The organism is Paenibacillus sp. S28 (genome assembly GCF_016624415.1).
GTDB lineage: Bacteria > Bacillota > Bacilli > Paenibacillales > Paenibacillaceae > Paenibacillus_AQ > Paenibacillus_AQ favisporus.
Map to the genome: position 1 here is coordinate 295,397 of NZ_JACVTM010000005.1, position 15,578 is coordinate 310,974.

Here is a 15,578-nt window from a genome sequence, read left to right on the forward strand (position 1 = left end):
ACGGAGGCAGATAAAGCGGTAAATACTGCCCAAGGTCGTGTCCTGTTAGCCGTATGGTAGTTGGCGGTAGAAGCATTTTCACGGGCAAGCATAATCCAAGGGAGGTTATTGAGGGATGAAGAGAAAAAGATGGCTTACCGGCGCGGCAGCCGGCATGCTGCTGATCAGTTTGCTGTCAGGCTGCGGGGGAAGCAGCGGCGGCGGGGATAGCGAAGGGGCGGCGTCCGGCTCCGGCGGATCAAGCGGCGGCCAGGACAAGGTCAACCTGAGATTATACACCTATGGAACCGAGGAAGCCTACAATTGGAGCAAGACGCTCAAAGCCTACGAAGACGCCAACCCCGGCGTCACGATCGAGCTGGTGCAGCTCAGCGAAAAAGGCGATACGCAGGAGGCTTCCAAGAAACTGGATCTGGAGGCGGCGTCCTCCGCGCAGATGGACATCCTCATGTTCAGCGATCCGGCCGGATACGCGCAGCGCGTGGCTTTGGGCATGGCGGAACCGCTGGACGACTACATTGCCAAGGACGGTTATAAGGAAGAGACGGATTATAAAGTCGATACCCGCCTGAACGGCAAGGTGTATGCGCTTCCGGGCAAGTTCAACCCGTGGTACGTGCTATTGAACAAGGACCATTTGGATGAAGCGGGCCTGAGCGTGCCGACGGATTGGACGTGGGACCAGTTTGCCGATTATGCGAAAAAGCTTACCAAGGGCGAAGGTGCAAGCAAGCGCTACGGCACGTACTTCCACGGCCCGCAGGGCGGGGGCTGGCTCGAATTCCTGAAGCTGAAGATGGAGAATCAGCCGGAAAATTCCGACTTTCTCAAGGCCGACGGCTCCTCGAATCTGGATGATCCCAATTTCCGGGCGACGCTGGAACTGCGGCTGAAAATGGAAAAAGAGGACCAGTCCTCCGTTCCGTATACCGATATGATTTCGCAGAAGCTCAATTACCGGACGCAGTTTTTTAACCAATCGGCGAGCATGATCGTGATCGGCAGCTGGATGAATACCGAAATCGGCGGGACGGATAAGGTGTCGCTGGAGTTTAACGTCGCCGTGGCGCCGTTCCCGAAAAATAAGGAGGGCGATCCCACGGGTATCACCCCGGTCACGACCGATTATGTCGCCGTCGCCGCCAAGTCCAAGCATAAGGAAGAAGCCTACAAGTTCGTGCGCTGGTACACGACCGAAGGGCAGACGGTCCAGGGTAAAAATATTCCGGCCTGGAGCCAGGTGAAGAGCGACCAGGTGGAGCAAATCATCGATACGATCCTCGCCGGCACGAAAACCCCGGAGAAGGTCGACAAGAAGTCATTGGTCGACACGCTGGTCGCCTCGAAAGCATCGGCGATCGTACCGCCGGCCTCCTACCAGGCCGAAGTGTTCAAAGCGGTCAACGAGGAATACGAGAAGCTGATCCTCGGCAACCAGGATATCGATGCGACGGTGAAAAACTCGCAGGAGCGCGTGAACAAAATCATCGAATCCAACCAAAAATAATTTTGGTATAATATGATCCAAAAACGGGGGACGGCGATTTCGTCCCTTTTTTGTACCCTGGGGGGACCATCATGATCAACCGGCTGCGGCACTTGGCGCTGCGCTCGATTCGCCACAAGCTCATTTTCGCGTCGATTGTCTGCATCGTCGTTCCCGCGGTCATCAGCCTGATTGTATACAACGGCTTATCGCGGGAGGCGGTGAAGCGGCAGGCCGTATCGAACGCGAGGGATTCGCTGCAGCTGGTGGCCGGATCCGTCACAAACCTGCTGTCCAGCAAGCTGAACATCGCCAACTACATTCAGGTCAATTCCGGTTTGAACACCTACTTCAAGCAGGTCGCCTCAGGCAATGAGGAGAAGGATCCGTACCGCCGGTTCACCGAGGCGAACCGGGTGCTGGAGCAGCTCGACAGCCTGACGGTGGTCGGCGAGCAGACGTATGTGACCGTGCTGCTGACAAACGGGGCGTATTACATGAATTATTCCGTAAGCGATTACAATCCGCCGGACCTGACCCGGCAGCCCTGGTTCAGGCAGATGAAGGAGCTGAGAGGGCTGGAATCTTATTGGACCGGGCCTGAGCGAACCGTCTACGTGCAGGATCAAGCCGATCACCCTTACCAGTTATCCATAGCCCGGTCGCTGCGGCTGGCCAATTCGGAAATTTACGGCTATGTGGTGGTGTCTTGGGTGGAGGACCAGGTTAGCGGCATCTTTGACCGGCTCTCCAAAGGAAACCGGGTGCTGATGGTAGACGGCTCGGGCACGATCGTATCGGGACCGGCCGGCCAAATCGGCAGGAAGTTTGCTTATGCTGATCTGAACGAGGGAACCAAGCAGTATTCGATTGAACGGATCGACGGGGAGAAGTTCCTGATGGTGGAGCAGGAGATTCCGATGAACGGCTGGCATCTCGTGCTGATGCAGCCGTATCGGGACGCAATCGTGGACCTGAATGCCATCTTCAGCAAAGTATTTCTGTTCGAAATGATCTCGTTCTTCGTCTTCCTTCTGCTGCTGATCGTGCTGGTGCGCAGGTTCACGACGCCGCTCGTCCGGCTTGGCAAGGTAACGAACGCGGTACAGCGCGGCAACCTGGACGTGCGTTCAGGCGTTGCCGGCAACGATGAGATCGGGCGGCTCGGACTGTTGTTTGACCAGATGCTGGACCGGGTCAAAGAGATGATCGCCGAGGTGTCGGACCACCAGGCCCGCAAACGAAGGGCCGAGCTTAAAATGCTGCAGGCGCAAATTCACCCCCATTTTTTGTTCAACGTGTTAAATTCCATCCGGATGAAGGTCATGAAGCGCGGCGATCCGGAGAGCGCCAAGATGATCGGCTCGCTGTCAGTCCTGCTCCGCATGACGATCAGCCGCGAGGAAGACGAAATTTTGCTGCATGAGGAGATCGACCTGATTTCCCATTACGTCGCCCTGATGAACCTGCGGCAGAAGGAGGAGGCCGCGCTGCAGCTGGATATTGACCCGGAGGCGTTTCTGATCAAAGTGCCGCGCTTCTTCCTGCAGCCCTTGGTCGAGAATGCGATGATCCATGGGCTGAGCCGCCAGGCGGGCACGATATCGATCCGGGCGGTGACGGAGGCGGAGCGGATCATTCTGACGGTCGCTGACGACGGCGCGGGAATGGAAGAGGAGCGGAGGCAGGAGCTGATGCGGATCCTGAACGGAGCCGCCTATGAAGCGGAGCCTTCGCCGTCAAGCGGCTCCTTTTCAGGCATTGGCCTACCTAATGTGTCGGAGCGGATGAACATGATGTTCGGCGATGGATTCCAGGCTTGCGTGAACAGCGAGCCGGGGGCCGGAACCGTGATTGAAATGCATATTCCACGGAAGGAGGGGCTGCGGGATGTATAATGTCATGCTGGCCGACGATGATTACCCCGTGATTGAGCTGCTGTCAGAGACGATCCGCTGGGAGGAGCTCGGGCTGAGGCTGATGTCCACCCACGAGAACGGATGGAGCGCCTGGGAGCAGGCCCAGCGCCAGACCCCGGATATTCTCATTACGGATATCGGGATGCCCAAGATGGACGGCTTGGAGCTGTCGGGACGCATCCGGGAGCTGAATCCCGCCGTGCGAATCGCCATTTTGTCCTGTCACAGCGAGTTTCAGTATGCGCAGCAGGCCGTCCGTCTGAACGTACAGGACTATCTGCTGAAGGACACCCTTGACCCGGAGGATCTGGTACAGCGGCTCACCCGGTTCAAGCAGGCGATGGATGAGGAGAAGCAGGCCGGATGGGAGCACAGCCGGATGAAGCGCATGTATGATGAGGCGAAGGAGCTGCGGAAGGAACAAAGCCTGAAAAACCTCATCGATCTGCCCCTTCTGTTCCCGGAGAACTGGAGGAAGGAAGCAGCGGAGTACGGCCTGCTCCGGGAAGGCGAGCACACCCTGCCTGTCGCCGGATTTCTGGAGAACTACCGACAGGTGAAATACCGCTTCTTCTCGGATCAAACGCTGCGCTTTGCCGTCGGCAACGTCATGAAGGAAGTGCTGGAGAACTTTGCACCATGCGGGGTACACGCGGGTTACGATGCCAGGACCTGGCTGCTGTTTTTCTCCGGCAAGCCGGGGCTCCATCGGAATTTTTATGAGGAAACGGCGCAGATGCTGAAGGAAATCCAGTCCGCGCTGCGAAAAGTACTTAAGGTTGACATGTCGCTGTGCATCGGTGAGCCCTGCGCTTCGCCGGAGAGCTTGAAGCAGGCGCTTGGCGGTCTGCTGGCCTCGGGCGGGCTGCGTTTCTATCTGGAACCCGGAGAGACGGTGAAGCTGCGCGCATCAAGGCCGAAGCTGGAAACGGAGCCGGAAGGGGATGACCTGCCGCCGCGGGATCTGTTCAGCTTCTACGATGAGGCACTTGGCGAGCTGCGCGGGGCCTTGCTGGACCGGGAGCCGCAGGCGATCCGGTCGGCGACGGCCGCCTGGATGGCGATGATCCGCAAGGAGCGGTATCCGCCGGAGACGGTGAAGGATTGGGTCCTCAAGCTGCTGCTCGATTTGAAGCTGAAGCTTCAAGCCATCCCTTCCGTTTCGACGGCATCTTCCGCGGATACGCTCCACAAGGAAATCGCGGACATCGATTCGCTTGCTGATCTTCATGCCTGGCTGAACGGGCATCTGGAGTCGTGGGCGGCGACCGATTTTGGCGGACATAAGTCCGGCAGACGGGCCGAGATTACCGAAGCCTGCGTGTACGTCACGCGGCGGCTGCACAGCCGGATTTCGCTGGACGAGGTGGCGGAGCACCTCCACATGAACACCAGCTACTTCTGCCGGCTGTTCAAGAAGGAGACGGGCAGCACTTTTATTGAATACGTGACCCGGCTCAAAATGATGCGGGCCCAGGAGCTGCTGGACCGGACGGGAGCGACCGTCGGGGAGATTTGCGAGCAGCTGGGCTATGACAATCAAAGCTATTTTATTAAGACATTCAAATCTTACGCCGGCGTGACCCCGGTCGAATACCGGAGCCGGCTGCGGTGAGGCTTGGACCGCATAAGAGAGGAGGATTCGCAATTGCTGGAATCATCATCCTGTCATGAGCAAGGAAGTCCGTCCCTGAAGGAAGTGGCTCATGACATGGCTCCCGCCGGGTTGGACCTGTATTATCCGGACGGCGACGCGGCCCGTTTCTGGCAGAAGGTCCGGACCTCGGACCTGTATGAAGCGGACCGGCGTGATATTCAGGCAGAAGGTCAGCGGCTGCTTGGACTGCCGCTGCCGGTATTAACGTACTCGCTGTATGCCGACTTTGCCCGCACCGGGCGCCGGCTTGGGTATGAGCGGGTGTATTTCGAGCGGCGCCGCCGGCTGAACACCTTTGCGATTCTGACAATGCTTGAGCCGGAGCGGGATGAATACCGCGAGGCTCTGTGCGATACGCTGTGGCTTATTTTGGAGGAGTATACCTGGTGCCTCCCCGCCCACTTAGGGGAAGGGGACGCCGGGGGAGAGATCGATTTGTTCAGCGCTGAAACCGGCTTCGCGCTCAGCGAGCTGCTGTGCCTGACGGGCGACGGTCTGCCGCCTCTGATCCGGAGCCGGATTCGGGATGAAGTGCATCGCCGCCTGTTCGAGCCGTATTTGGCCCGGGAGTTTCACTGGGAGTCGGCCGTACATAACTGGTCTGCCGTGTGCGCCGGTTCGATCGGCGCGGCGGCGCTGCTGCTGATGGAGGATGCGGACCGTTTGGCGGCCGTTCTGGCGAAGGCGGAGAGAAGCATGCACTGCTACCTGACGGGGTTCGGTGAAGACGGCGCCTGTCAGGAGGGGCTCGGCTACTGGAATTACGGATTCGGTTATTTTACGTACTACGCCGATCTGCTCCGGAAGCGGTCCCGTGGACGGCTTGACTGGTTCGCCAGCGACAAGGTCCGCCGCATCGCGCTGTTTCAGCAAAAATGCTTTCTTGGCGGAAGCGCGGTGGCGAACTTCTCCGACTCCAGGCCAAGCGGCAGCATTCAGCCGGGGCTGTCGGATTATCTGGCCGGCCTGTATCCCGAGTTCCAGCGGCCGCCGGCCCGCCTCCGTGCTGCGTTTACGGAGGATCACTGCAGCCGCTGGGCACCGGCCATCCGGAATCTGCTGTGGCAGAGCGGGGAGCCGGCCCAGAGCGAGTGGGGGCCGTTCTTCGGCTACCTGCCCGACGCACAGTGGCTCATCTGGCGGCATGCCGGCCCCAGCTGCGCGTTCGGCTTTGCAGCCAAAGGCGGGCATAACGCCGAGCCCCACAATCATAACGACCTCGGGCAGTTCATGCTGTACGGGGACGGCGAGTTTTTCCTCGCCGACCTTGGCAGCGGAGAATACACGAAGTCGTATTTCGGACCGGAGCGCTACACCTACGACTGCAACGGCTCGCAGGGGCACAGCGTACCGATCGTCGGCGGCCAGTATCAGGCCGAAGGAGAGGACAGCCGGGTGGTGGTCGAAGAGGCTTATGTCGATGAGGCTGGAGCGGTGTTTGGCGTGGACCTCACGCAAGCCTACCGATACGCAGGGCTGGAAAGCCTGCGCCGTGCGCTCCGCTGGGAGATGCAGGGCGGGCTGCCGAGTCTGGCGCTTACGGACGAGTACCAGTTTACGGGAGCGCCAAGCTCGGTGGTGGAGCGGTTTGTCACCCGCGTCCGGCCGCGGCTTGCGGGGGACCGGATCGAACTGCAAGGTTCAGGAGAGCAGGGCTTGAAGCTGATCATGCGTTATGACGGCGGGATGCTCTCTCCGGAGATCACCCGGCGGATGTTTATGGACCATGACGGATGTGAAGCCGAATGGTACACGATCGATTTGACGGTCCGGAAGCCGGAGCCCTCCATCCGGGTTGTCGTCACCTTCGAGTTTGAGCCAAATGAGAGGAAAGTGGGGATCGGGAGTGAATATGACGGAACAGGCCGCGCAAGCGGTATGGGTAAATGAAGCTTGGGGGAAGGCGCTGGATAAAGTCCGGCGCACGAGCCAGCGCATCGGGGCGGGATTTCCCCATGCCAGCCCAAACGGCGAGTATGTGCTGGAACCCCCGCACTGGTGGACGGCGGGCTTCTGGCCGGGGATGCTCTGGCTGCTGTATAACGGCAGCGGGGACGAGCGTCTGCGGGGGATCGCCGAGGAATGTGAGGCCCGGCTCGATGAAGTGCTGGACGGCTACACCCGTCTCGACCATGACCTCGGATTTATGTGGACGCTGACGAGCCTGGCTTCCTACAAGCTGACGGGAAGCGAGGAGTCGAAACGGAGGGCGCTCAAGGCGGCCAATTACCTGGCTGCCCGCTTCAATTTGAAAGGCCGGTTCATCCGCGCCTGGAATCCGTGGTCCGCAGGCGAGGATAATGCCGGCGTCGCCATCATCGACTGCGCCATGAACGTGCCGCTGCTGTTCCAGGCGTCCGCCATGACCGGCGATCCGCGGTACCGCCACGTCGCCGAGGCGCATATGGACACGGTGGCCGCCGACTTTGTCCGGCCGGACGGCTCCGTGTACCACATCATGCGCTACGACCCGGATACGGGCGAGCGCATCGGCGGCCTCGGCGGCCAGGGTTATGCGCCGGAATCGGCCTGGTCCCGCGGCACGGCCTGGGCCATATACGGCCTGACGCTGGCCTATCATCATACTGGCAAGCAAGCCTATCTGGACACGGCCAAGCGCGTCGCCCACTTCTTCCTTGCCAATCTGCCGGAGGACCACGTGCCGCACTGGGACTTCCGGGCGCCGCTGGAAGAAAGGCAGTACCGCGACTCCTCGGCCGGCGCGTGCGCGGCCAGCGGGCTGCTCCTGCTGTCAGAGCAGGTGGGCGAGCTGGAAGCGGCCGTCTATCGTGAGCCGGCCGTGCGCATGCTGGAGTCGCTGTACGTGAACTACGGCGCTTTTGACGATTATGCGCAGGAAGGCCTCATTTTGCATGGGACGAGCCATTATCCGAACCAAACGAATGTGGACGTGCCGCTGATTTATGGCGACTTTTTCTTCGTGGAGGGCCTCGCCCGGCTGCAGGGGAAAGGACCGTTTTATTGGGAATAAGCGGGCGTTGTATTGCGGCGTATGGGCGATTTGAACGTGTAAGGTTGAGCGGTCGAAGCCGTTTTTTTACAGCTGAATACTTGAATTGACGAAAGGAATGGGACTTTAGGGTCTCATTCCTTATTTTGTTTTATACTTTTTTAAACTTAATAAAGGGTGATAACTGTTATTGCAGCAGCAATAAGTTAAAAATTTTCCAAAAGCGATTGAAATTTCATGATTGCCATTATATGATTATTTAAAACATTTTAGTTTTATTTAAATGAAATACATGTTGAAAGCGGTTTACAGGTCGATGAAACGGTAAAAAGGGAGGGATCGGTCGCTGGGCCACGGCAGGCGTCACGATGAAGCAGCGCTGTGCGGATCAATGAATGCGTTTTCGCAAAAGGTTGAATGGTCTTATTTTCTGAAGATTTTATTTGTTGGAGGGAGCAAACATGAACAGAAGGTGGGTTTCGGCATTGTTGATGATGATGCTGTTCGTCACGGTTCCGGGGCAGGTATTTGGCACCGGGTCGGACAGTACGGCGCAGAAAGGCGGCAAGACGCAGGAGCAGCAGGGACAGGCGCCGGTGTATCAAAACGTATCCGTACACGATCCATCCATCGTGAAGGACGGCGATACATATTACGTTTTCGGTTCGCATATTGAGGCGGCCCAATCTAAGGACCTGCAGAGCTGGTCCCGCTTCACGAACGGGTATACGACGCCGGGCAACGTGCTGTATGGCGATCTGGCGCAAAATTTGGCCGGGTCGTTCGCCTGGGCCGGGCAGAATGATTCGGACAGCAAGGGCGGTTTCTCCGTGTGGGCCCCCGACGTGTTCTGGAATCCTGAGTATATGAATGCGGACAGCACCAAAGGCGCCTATATGCTGTACTACTGCACGTCCTCGACGTATATCCGGTCGGCCATCGGGTTTGCCGTGTCGCCAAAGATCGAGGGGCCTTATCAGTATGTCGATACCCTGGTGTACTCCGGCTTTACGGAGGGGGATGCCAAGGATAAGGACAGCGTGATCAATAAAAAGTGGACGAACACGAACATTCCGAAGCTGATCGACGCCGGACAGCTCAGCGGGGCAAGCGGTGCCTGGTTCAACGCTGACGGGTCGTTTGCCAACGGCACGTATCCGAATGCGATCGATCCGAATCTGTACTATGACAAAAACGGGCAGCTCTGGATGTCTTACGGCTCCTGGTCCGGTGGTATCTTCGTCCTTCCCGTGGACCCGAAGACCGGCAAGGTGAAATATCCCGGCAAAGACGGCAAGACCGCCGACGGACGCCTGGTGGACCGGTATTTCGGCACGAAGGTGGCCGGAGGCTACGGCAAATCGGGCGAAGGTCCGTATGTGGTGTTTGATAAAGCTACCGACTACTACTACCTGTACATGACCTACGGCTGGCTGGGAGCCGACGGCGGTTACAACATGCGGGTGTTCCGCGCGAAGAACCCGGACGGACCGTATGTGGATGCCCAGGGCCAGAACGCCGTTCTGCCCGGAGACACGGACAACGCGCCGTACGGCAACAAGCTGATGGGGAACTACCTGTTTGCCAGAGACGTGGGCGATCCGGGCACCGGCATCGGCGTAGGCTATGTGTCTCCAGGGCATAACTCCGTGCTGCTGGATGATGCGAACGGCAAGCGGTTCCTCGTTTTCCATACCCGTTTCCCGCAGATGGGCGAAGCGCATGAGGTGCGGGTGCATCAAATGTACATGAATGCGGACGGCTGGCCGGTGGTTGCCCCATACCGGTATGCAGGAGAAACGTTGAGCAAGGTGGACCGTCAGGAGCTGATCGGGGAATATAAATTCATCAACCACGGAAAAGGGACGACCGCGGATATCCAGTCCTCCGTGTATATCCGGCTGAACAAGGACAACACGATTTCGGGCGATGTGACCGGCACTTGGAAAAAGACCGGGCACAACGAGGCGGAGCTTGTCATTGCCGGTTCTGTGTACAAGGGCGTCTTCGCCAGCGGCTGGGATCCGGTGTCCGAGCGTTATGTCATGACCTTCACGGCTTCTTCGCGGGAGGGCGTGGCGGTCTGGGGCAGCCGGCTTGAAGACAAAACCGATCAGGCGCTGGTTCAGGACGTATACAACGATCTGAGTCTGGGGGATACGGCGAAGGTCGTGTCGGACCTGGCCCTTCCGGCGGAAGGAGCCCGTCACACCGCGATTTCCTGGAAGAGCTCGGGCGAAGCGGTTGTATCGGCCAAAGGTGAGGTGCACCGTCCGGCGGGTGGCGCCCCGGTTCAAGCGGTGCTCACTGCGACAATCACCAAAGGCGGCGCGTCGCTGACGAAGTCCTTTACGGTGACCATTCTGCCGTACCAGGACGCCAAGCTGTCTGCTTATTACGGCCTTGAGGGTAACTTGGCGGACAGTCAGGGGCGGTTTGCCGCAGGTACGGTGACCGGCGACCGGATTGACAAGTCCGGCGGCAGCATCACCTTCGCGGAGGGCAGACAAGGCCAGGCCGCCAAGTTCGACGGAGCCTCCGGGATCCGGCTGCCGGACGGTCTGATTTCAAGCAATGCCTATTCGGTTGCGCTGTGGATCAAACCGGAGGAGCTGACGACGTACACGACGGCCTTCTTTGGCGCGAAGGACGGCGACCATTGGGTGAGCCTCGTGCCGCGGGGAGCCGTCGCCGACAATACGATGGTCTGGTCGGGCAGCACGAGCTGGTATGACGGGGCGACCGGACTGACCATTCCGGCCGGCGAGTGGTCGCATTTGGCCTTTTCCGTGGAGAACGGCACGCTGACCGTGTACGTGAATGGGGTGCAGAAGTTCAAGGGAGCAAACTTCCCGGACTGGTTTACCGGCACGAAGGCAAGCTTTAGCCTGGGCGTCAATTGGTGGGATCCGCCGTTTAAAGGGCTGATCGACGAGCTGCGCGTGTACGATGGCGCACTGACGCCAGCGCAGGCGGCGGATTTGGCCAAGAATTCGTCTTAAACAATGGAGGGGGGCCAGTTTCTATTCTGGCCACAAACAAGAGGGACAAAGCGAAAGATGACCTTTCGCTTTGTCCCTTTTTAATTTATTTGCATTGACGGGCTCATTGCACACTAGGTGCTATTTTCATATAAGAGTGCTGTTTTATTCAAAGAACAAAGGAGAGGTGAAATCCTTCCGTTACTTTTGTAAGCCTTTGCAAATGAAAGATACCATTTTAAGAGGTTAGAGGATAAACTAGGACTAGACAGCAGGATGGAAACGGCAGGATTGGGATACATACCTATGAATGAAGGGCGAAAGGTGGAAACATGAAATTCATTTGGAACCGTTACATGCTGGGCGTGGCATTGATCCATGTCCTTGGGCTGCTTGCCTTATTTGCGGTGGTGCCCGCCCATCCGGCTTTTGTCGGCATGGGAATTGCGGCTTACGTCTTTGGCGTCCGCCATGCTTTTGATATCGACCATATCGCCGCGGTGGATAACACGATCCGCAAATTGGTGGCGCAGAAAAAGGATTCCCGGGGTGTTGGCTTCTTCTTTTCCCTGGGGCACTCGACCGTCGTCTTCCTGCTGGCGGTGCTGACGGCCATTTCCGTGCGCTTTGTCGCCAAGCATATGTCCGGGATGCAGGAGATCGGCGGCATCATCGGGGTGACCGTGTCAGGGGTGTTCCTGCTGTTTCTGGCCGTGCTCAATTTCATGCTGTTTGCCCAGCTCTGGCGCACGTTCCGCCGAATTCGGGAAGACCGGATCGGGGAAGCGGAGCTTGAGGAGATGTTCGAAGCCAAAGGCTTCTTTACGCGATTTATGGGCAAATGGTTCAAGCTGGTCACGAAAAGCTGGCATATTTACCCGATCGGCTTTCTGTTCGGCCTCGGCTTTGACACCGCCACCGAGATTTCGCTGCTTACCATGTCGGCTGGGGCGGCCAACCAGCAGGTTCCGGTCCTGGGCATCATTGCGCTGCCTTTGCTGTTTGCGGCTGGCATGAGCCTGTTCGACACGCTGGACGGCCTCATGATGACCAAGAGCTATGCCTGGGCCAGTGACCGTCCGATCCGGAAGGTCTACTACAACCTGATCGTCACGGCGATTTCGGTGATCGCCGCTGTGGCAGTCGGCGCGGTGGAGCTGGCGCAGATCACGACGGAGAAGCTTCATTTATCGGGTGGCATCTGGGATGTCATCGCAGGCATCGACTTTGGAAATTTGGGTATTTTCCTGGTCGTGGCGTTTCTGGCCATTTGGGGCGTGGCAGTGCTCCTTTGGAAGGTTTACCGGATCGAAGAGCGGTATGCGGTGAAAGGGAAAAGTCTATAAGGATCGTGAAAGCAAAAACGGGACCTGCCCGGCGTGATGCCGGCGGGTCCCGTTTTTGGATAAACGCGGTCTGTCTTCATATGAACGTGCGTGAGATAAGCGTTTTTCTTTGTCCGCTAGTTCTTTCGGCGCGGAATCGTCAGTGTCTCCCAAGCGTCCGATTGGATCTGTTTGGCGATGTAAATGATCTGCCCGATATGGCTGGAATAGTGCGACATCTGCCGTTCGATCGCTTCCAGCACTGAATGCGGCTTTTCCCGGATGTAGACGGTCCGCAGCAGGTCCCCGCTGCCGAGGGAGCCGAGCGCCTGCAGAAAGACGCCCCAGCCGCGGTTCCAGATGTCCAGCAGCTCTTCTCTTGAGGCCACGGTGCCCTCGAACTCACTGTCCCGGTCGCGGCCTTCTTTTTCCCCGTCGGAATCAAGGAAGTTCGTCCAGCGAGAGATCATATTCCCGCTCATATGATGAACGATAACCGCAATGCTGTTGGAGTCTTCGTTTAACGACCAATTCAGCTTATCGTCCGGAACCTGCGCGATCGCCTTCTCGGCGGAACGCTTCAGCTCGGCGAATTTATCGTTGACCACCCGGAAATATTCAGTTCCGATGTCGTGGGCACTCATTCCAACCACCTCCGCAATAAAATGACTTCTTCACACCAGTATAGGGGCCATCCTTCTTTCCCGGCAAGCAGGGAGGTGATTCTACATTACGGTTACTCTGCTTTGGGGCCAGGGGGCACCAGCTCGGCAATGCCGCCCATATAAGGCCGAAGGGCGCTCGGAATGTAAATCGAGCCGTCTTCCCGCTGATGGTTTTCCAGCAGCGGGATCAGAATGCGGGGCGAGGCCACCGCCGTATTGTTCAGCGTATGGCAGTACTGCAGCCTGCCTTCCGCATCGCGGTAGCGAATGTTCGAGCGCCGGGCCTGGAAGTCGAGCAGATTCGACGACGAATGGGTTTCGCCGTAGGCTCCGCGGCTCGGCATCCAGGTTTCGATGTCGTACTGCTTATACGTCTTCTGCGACATGTCTCCGGTGCAGACGGCCATCACCCGGTAAGGAAGCTCGAGCAGCCGCAGGATCTCCTCGGCATGGCCGGTAATTTCCTGAAGCATCGCCTCCGACGCCGCGGGGTCGTTCTCGCAGAGGACGACCTGCTCGACCTTGGCGAACTGGTGGACGCGGTACAAGCCGCGTACGTCGCGGCCCGCCGAGCCTATTTCCCGGCGGAAGCAGCTCGACACGCCCGCGAGCCGGATAGGGAGGGCGGCGTCGATCACTTCGTCGCTGTAGTACGACACCAACGACACCTCCGAAGTGCCGACGAGCCACTTGTCCTCACCGGCCAGCTCATAGGTCTGATCCTTCCCGGTAGGGAAGAATCCCGACCGGGCCAGCGCTTCGGGACGGACCATGACCGGCACGTCCATCGGCGTAAATCCGCGCGACGCCAGGAGGTCAATTGCCAGCCGCTGAACGGCCAGATGAAGGAACAGGCCGGCTCCCTTCAAATAATAGCTGCGGCTGCCCGCCGTCTTGACCCCGCGCGGAATATCGAACAGATCGTGCAGCTCGCCGAGTGTGACATGATCCTTCATCTCAAAATCGAATGGCCGCGGCGTCCCGATCCGGCGGACTTCCACATTGTCGCTGTCGTCCTTGCCAATCGGCGTGTCCTCCGAGACAACGTTGGGGGCGAGCAGCATCAGTTCCCCGAATTTGCTGGTTGCCTCGCGCAGACCGGCTTCGCAGCCGTCCAGGCTGCGGTTAATCTCCTTCACTTGGCCCTTAAGCTGCTCCGCGGCTTCGTCCTTGCCCTGCTTCAGCAGCCCCGCGATGCTCTTGGTCAGCTCATTGCGCTGCGCCCTTAGCGATTCCGTCTCCTGCAGCAGCCTTCTTCGCTTCTCGTCCCATTCCAGCAGATCGTCCACCTGAAAGGGAATGTTTTTTTGCTCCGCGACTTGCTGTACCTGTTCCTGATGGTCACGGATGAATTGAATGTTTAGCATCGATACCGTCTCCTTTGTCCTTTTGTCCTGTAAAAATGCAAAAAGCGCCCTCATCCCTTGGGACGAGGAGCGCTTGCTCGCGGTGCCACCCAATTTGACCGGCCTGCCCGAAGGCAATGCCGATCCGCTTGGTTCCGCGATAACGGACGGAGGCCGGTTAACTTAGAGAGAGAATGGTGGAGCCGCTGCACTGTCATGCTGCGTACATGCGGGAAACGCCATCCGCTCCGGTCGAAAACGCCTCACAGTTGGATGCTGTTCATCGGCGTAATGTCACTGTTCATTTCTTTGCGGTTTAGTATAGCGTAAACCGATCAAAAGCACAATATACGTACATCCCTTACCCGGATGTATACTCCTCCAAAAGCTTTTGTATGCTTTGGTGAATGCGGAGCAGGCTCTCCACATCGGAAGCGGGGAGCTGCTCGAGGGCATACGCCATGGCTTGGTAGGAGCGGGGCTTAGCCGCCGACTGAAGGGAACGCTCCCGTCCATCAGCGGTAAGGCTCAGTTTGACCTCCCTGCGGTCTGTCTCGGAGATAACACGGTCCACCAATCCCGATTGGACGAGGCCTTCCACTTGAACGCTAAGGGTGCTTTTAGGAGAAGAGAGACGCTCGGTTAGTTCTCTTAGTGTCATGCCGCGCGCGGTATACAGCGTGTTCAGGATGGCGAGCTGCAGCACGGTTAATCCTAGGCCCTCCGCGTTGCTGCGGGTAAACTCCAGAAGGCGTTTTTGAATGCCAGAAAAGGATTGAACGACTTCACCGGCCAACTTGATTGGAGGATCTTGGCGTTCTTGGTGATCCATGGCTCAGGCAACCTTTCGTTTATTAATTTGTTCAATGATGAACAGTTCAAATATGGACAAATTATATGCGGATCTGGGGCATTTTTCAAGGTTCAAATCTCCGATTCAGGGTTAAAAAACAAGTACCACATTCTAACGAAAGAAAGGTGATCACGATGATCGGACTCGCGATTTTGTTTTTGATCATTGCCATCGTAGCTGCGATTTTCGGCTTCTTCGGCATCGTTTCTGCGCTCGTTGGCGTCGCAAAGGTACTGTTTTTCGTCTTCCTGATCCTGTTTATTCTGTCGCTGATTTTTGGCAGAAGACGGAGCAGTTGACGCTAGCTGCGCCGCTGATCCCGTTCATACGAAGACTCGATAAGAGCAGAAAAGGCTTGCGCCCACATACGTGTGG

At 57.9% G+C, this 15,578-nt stretch carries 12 protein-coding genes; 9 read left to right on the plus strand and 3 right to left on the minus strand.

Features of this window, described 5'->3' with window-relative positions; all coding sequences use genetic code 11:
• Positions 1–115: 115 nt before the first annotated feature.
• The 7 genes from IAE55_RS15000 (at position 116) to IAE55_RS15030 (ending at position 12,360) form a co-directional block, all read left to right on the plus strand.
• The gene (locus tag IAE55_RS15000) at positions 116–1,507 is read left to right on the plus strand and encodes an ABC transporter substrate-binding protein (RefSeq protein WP_145161352.1); all 1,392 of its coding nucleotides are present in this window, start codon (positions 116–118) and stop codon (positions 1,505–1,507) included.
• A 71-nt stretch (positions 1,508–1,578) separates the two neighbouring features.
• Positions 1,579–3,384 (plus strand): sensor histidine kinase, encoded by a 1,806-nt coding sequence (locus IAE55_RS15005; RefSeq protein ID WP_145161350.1) that lies wholly within the window; start codon positions 1,579–1,581, stop codon positions 3,382–3,384.
• Positions 3,377–5,020, plus strand: coding sequence for a response regulator transcription factor (locus IAE55_RS15010; RefSeq protein WP_145161348.1), 1,644 nt, complete (start codon positions 3,377–3,379; stop codon positions 5,018–5,020). Before IAE55_RS15005 ends, IAE55_RS15010 begins: the two co-directional genes overlap by 8 nt.
• A 33-nt stretch (positions 5,021–5,053) precedes the next feature.
• Positions 5,054–6,952: a heparinase II/III family protein gene (locus tag IAE55_RS15015; protein WP_234489562.1), complete on the plus strand. Its 1,899-nt coding sequence runs from the start codon at positions 5,054–5,056 to the stop codon at positions 6,950–6,952.
• A complete protein-coding gene (locus IAE55_RS15020; protein ID WP_200633227.1) occupies positions 6,915–8,054 on the plus strand; it encodes a glycoside hydrolase family 88 protein in 1,140 nt (379 codons plus the stop codon). The genes IAE55_RS15015 and IAE55_RS15020 overlap by 38 nt, the downstream gene beginning before the upstream one ends.
• 440 nt (positions 8,055–8,494) lie before the next feature.
• Positions 8,495–11,035 (plus strand): LamG-like jellyroll fold domain-containing protein, encoded by a 2,541-nt coding sequence (locus tag IAE55_RS15025; RefSeq protein WP_200633142.1) that lies wholly within the window; start codon positions 8,495–8,497, stop codon positions 11,033–11,035.
• Between the two features lie 311 nt (positions 11,036–11,346).
• Positions 11,347–12,360, plus strand: a complete 1,014-nt coding sequence (locus IAE55_RS15030; RefSeq protein ID WP_200633143.1) for a HoxN/HupN/NixA family nickel/cobalt transporter — start codon at positions 11,347–11,349, stop codon at positions 12,358–12,360.
• Positions 12,361–12,476: 116 nt separating this feature from the next.
• Here IAE55_RS15030 and IAE55_RS15035 read toward each other — a convergent pair whose 3' ends face one another.
• Positions 12,477–12,983 (minus strand): DUF1572 family protein, encoded by a 507-nt coding sequence (locus IAE55_RS15035; protein WP_105445692.1) that lies wholly within the window; start codon positions 12,981–12,983, stop codon positions 12,477–12,479.
• A 92-nt stretch (positions 12,984–13,075) separates the two neighbouring features.
• Positions 13,076–14,371, minus strand: coding sequence for a serine--tRNA ligase (gene serS / locus IAE55_RS15040; RefSeq protein WP_200633144.1), 1,296 nt, complete (start codon positions 14,369–14,371; stop codon positions 13,076–13,078).
• Here serS and IAE55_RS15045 point away from each other — a divergent pair.
• The gene (locus IAE55_RS15045; RefSeq protein WP_186327594.1) at positions 14,361–14,537 is read left to right on the plus strand and encodes a hypothetical protein; all 177 of its coding nucleotides are present in this window, start codon (positions 14,361–14,363) and stop codon (positions 14,535–14,537) included. The two genes, serS and IAE55_RS15045, sit on opposite strands and share 11 nt — an antisense overlap.
• A gap of 174 nt (positions 14,538–14,711) precedes the next feature.
• On the opposite strand, the gene IAE55_RS15050 is transcribed toward IAE55_RS15045, so the two are convergent.
• On the minus strand, positions 14,712–15,182 hold the full coding sequence (locus tag IAE55_RS15050; RefSeq protein WP_200633145.1) for a MarR family winged helix-turn-helix transcriptional regulator: 471 nt from the start codon (positions 15,180–15,182) through the stop codon (positions 14,712–14,714).
• Positions 15,183–15,337: 155 nt separating this feature from the next.
• Between IAE55_RS15050 and IAE55_RS15055 the strand changes: the two genes are divergently transcribed.
• On the plus strand, positions 15,338–15,502 hold the full coding sequence (locus IAE55_RS15055) for a DUF1328 domain-containing protein (protein WP_076172824.1): 165 nt from the start codon (positions 15,338–15,340) through the stop codon (positions 15,500–15,502).
• Positions 15,503–15,578: the final 76 nt, after the last annotated feature.

What these genes read in the sequence shown, in the direction of transcription:
- IAE55_RS15045 (WP_186327594.1), top strand. Translation starts at nt 14,361, where the DNA reads ATGTTTAGCATCGATACCGTCTCCTTTGTCCTTTTGTCCTGTAAAAAT.
- serS (WP_200633144.1), bottom strand. Translation starts at nt 14,371, where the DNA reads ATGCTAAACATTCAATTCATCCGTGACCATCAGGAACAGGTACAGCAA.
- IAE55_RS15050 (WP_200633145.1), bottom strand. Translation starts at nt 15,182, where the DNA reads ATGGATCACCAAGAACGCCAAGATCCTCCAATCAAGTTGGCCGGTGAA.
- IAE55_RS15055 (WP_076172824.1), top strand. Translation starts at nt 15,338, where the DNA reads ATGATCGGACTCGCGATTTTGTTTTTGATCATTGCCATCGTAGCTGCG.
- IAE55_RS15005 (WP_145161350.1), top strand. Translation starts at nt 1,579, where the DNA reads ATGATCAACCGGCTGCGGCACTTGGCGCTGCGCTCGATTCGCCACAAG.
- IAE55_RS15025 (WP_200633142.1), top strand. Translation starts at nt 8,495, where the DNA reads ATGAACAGAAGGTGGGTTTCGGCATTGTTGATGATGATGCTGTTCGTC.
- IAE55_RS15020 (WP_200633227.1), top strand. Translation starts at nt 6,915, where the DNA reads ATGACGGAACAGGCCGCGCAAGCGGTATGGGTAAATGAAGCTTGGGGG.
- IAE55_RS15035 (WP_105445692.1), bottom strand. Translation starts at nt 12,983, where the DNA reads ATGAGTGCCCACGACATCGGAACTGAATATTTCCGGGTGGTCAACGAT.
- IAE55_RS15030 (WP_200633143.1), top strand. Translation starts at nt 11,347, where the DNA reads ATGAAATTCATTTGGAACCGTTACATGCTGGGCGTGGCATTGATCCAT.
- IAE55_RS15010 (WP_145161348.1), top strand. Translation starts at nt 3,377, where the DNA reads ATGTATAATGTCATGCTGGCCGACGATGATTACCCCGTGATTGAGCTG.
- IAE55_RS15000 (WP_145161352.1), top strand. Translation starts at nt 116, where the DNA reads ATGAAGAGAAAAAGATGGCTTACCGGCGCGGCAGCCGGCATGCTGCTG.